This window comes from Armatimonas sp. (genome assembly GCF_031410135.1).
Lineage (GTDB): Bacteria > Armatimonadota > Armatimonadia > Armatimonadales > Armatimonadaceae > Armatimonas.
Genome location: NZ_JANNYP010000211.1, coordinates 1 through 2,255, shown reverse-complemented (window position 1 = coordinate 2,255; position 2,255 = coordinate 1). Strand labels below are relative to the sequence as shown.

Annotated in this window: 4 protein-coding genes; all 4 read right to left on the bottom strand. The window is 59.6% G+C overall.

Going from position 1 to position 2,255, the window contains the following annotated elements:
- Positions 1-832, bottom strand: an 832-nt coding sequence (locus tag RMO15_RS07575) for a DUF4007 family protein (protein ID WP_309710030.1), incomplete at its 3' end; no start/stop codon positions are given.
- Between the two features lie 70 nt (positions 833-902).
- Positions 903-1,232, bottom strand: coding sequence for a helix-turn-helix domain-containing protein (locus RMO15_RS07570; protein WP_309710027.1), 330 nt, complete (start codon positions 1,230-1,232; stop codon positions 903-905).
- A gap of 46 nt (positions 1,233-1,278) precedes the next feature.
- Positions 1,279-1,752, bottom strand: a complete 474-nt coding sequence (locus RMO15_RS07565; RefSeq protein WP_309710026.1) for a hypothetical protein — start codon at positions 1,750-1,752, stop codon at positions 1,279-1,281.
- Positions 1,749-2,225 (bottom strand): hypothetical protein, encoded by a 477-nt coding sequence (locus RMO15_RS07560; protein WP_309710024.1) that lies wholly within the window; start codon positions 2,223-2,225, stop codon positions 1,749-1,751. The genes RMO15_RS07565 and RMO15_RS07560 overlap by 4 nt, the downstream gene beginning before the upstream one ends.
- Positions 2,226-2,255 lie beyond the last annotated feature (30 nt).

The window sequence follows — 2,255 nt, the reverse complement described above, 5'->3', positions numbered from 1 at the left end:
CCTCGAAGGTCAGCGCCCCACCCGTCACGTCGCCGAGGTGATCTAAGTAGCTCAGAACGTGGTCTTCATCGAGCCGGAACGCACGCCCAGGACTACCCTCCCCGTGGACGATCTCCCGAAGGCTCAGCGTATTTTGCGTCGCCGCCCGTCTCTCCCAGAACTCGGCCAGGGCGAAGGCAAAAATCGCGGCGGGGAGCGAGGGCTTCGGCCTACCGTTGAACCGGAGGCGCTCCCCTTTCTCGTCGGTCTGAATCAAGCCCAGATGGGTCAGCGGGCAGTCCAGCGTGTCTTCCAGCGTCGAAGTCACCCCGCGCTTCACAGGGACATAGGTTCGGACAAAACAAGCGACATCGCTCTCGACTGTACTCCGGGAAAGCTTGCTCCACTTCCGCTCCGCCGCGAGTCGCAGAAGCTCGTTAGTGAGCGAGTCGCGGGTGAACTCGGCATCGCGCAGGCCATGAAATGCCACGTACCAGGTCGTCGCCTTCTCGGGGTTCGTCACCAGTCGCCAGTGCAAAAGCCAGAGTGTGGCATCGTCTTCAAGATACTGATCCCAGCCCTTCGGCGAGTCCAGCAGCTTCTTCCCTAAATCAGAGAGACTCAGCGTACTGCCCCGCTTACCGGGTTCTGTGGCTTCCTCGATCATCCCCGTGACCAAGCACCAATGCCGGATCGCAGAAACCATATTCTTCCCCACTCCCAGCTCGACGATCGCAGATTCCGAGGTGAAAATCTGACTATTTGCCTTGAGGCCGTCTACCCCTTTTTTGAGCCAAGGATAGCGAAAAGTGAACGTTTCGTGACCGGAGAAAGCGCCTCGCGCAAGATTCATAACCATACAATTTCAACCCCACAGTGTACCAGAAAAAAGGCCAGGCAGAGAATTCCCTACTGCCCAAGAATCACTCCGCGACCAGCCCGTAAGCGAACGCCTGAATCTTCGCTAATTTATCCGCAGAATCCCCCGCCTCGCCCTCGATCACCTCCAGGAGCCAGCGCCCCACTCCTGCCCGATCTAGTTTCCGAACCAATGGCGAAACCGGCACCGTGGCAGGGTGCAAAGGCAGCGTCGGCGGCAAAAGTTTCTCGACATCCACCCGGCGCACCCGAACCGTCCGATGGCCCAACTTAGTCGAAGGAATCTTCCCATCTCTCACCTGGTCGCGCACCGTATGTTCCGAAAGCCGCAGAATCTCCGCTGCCTCTTTAATCGTCAACCAATCTTCCATCATTTTCTCCAATGGGCCGAGGCGCAAACCCCGGCCCGAATTACGATCCCTACCCGATGACCTCGCCGCGAAAGAAGCGATTCTCCCTGCCAAGGGTGAGCACCACAGCTTCAAACTTCGGCGGAGACCACCACAGCACCGAGACCGCCCATCCGCCGGGCGTGGTCTGGATCAGCTCCTCCAACGCTTCACGCGGCGGCCCTGGCCGATACGCCTGCTGGCAGGATTCCAGAACGTAAGATGCCTTCGGTTCGGCAACTCCGGCGGCTTTCTGGCTGTGCTGGATCACTTCCGACCAGTTCACTTCCCGAAGGCTTTGGCACTCAGCGCACCGCCAGAAGCAGACATAGCCCCGACCACCCACATAGAGCGAGACCGAGCGGCGCTGCATCTCGCCGCCACAGCGCACGCACGGAACCGCGAAGAACTCATCCCCCTGGCCCCCAATAATGGGGGAATCCAGCAGGTTGGGAGCGGCGAGAGCCGCCCCCCTTTCGAGTGAAAGAGAAGCGGCATTTTTCATACTGCCACCCCCGCAGGGATTCGCACACGGCGGCGCAGGTGCCACTGAGCCGTACTTGAAATCCGAATCTGAAGAGCGGGAGGGACCGCTACGGCGGCTTTAGCCGCTTCCAAGAGCCGCACCCGCTCCGCTTCTTCTTCGGCGCGATTCAGGAGTAAAGGCACAATGAGCGCGTGCTTACAGACGAGAGGATCGATTTGCAAGCCGAGATCAAACGCCTGCCCATTTACCCGATCAAGCCGATTCTGATCTGGGCAAGAGCACCGCCCGGTTTCGCGGCAGACCGTGTACTGAGCCTGAGCAACCACCCCGGTTTTGGGATCTGCGACAACCGGCGCAACGATGCTGACCGATTCGGGGCGTACTTCCCCGAGTGCATAAAGATACCAGCCCTGCGCAGCGCGAGCTTCGCGCATTTCCCGTTGCGTGGCAACGTGCTGTAAGAGCGTGTTACAATCCAAATTGGTAGCCATTTAGGTGGCTTCCTTTCCAAGCGCCGGGGT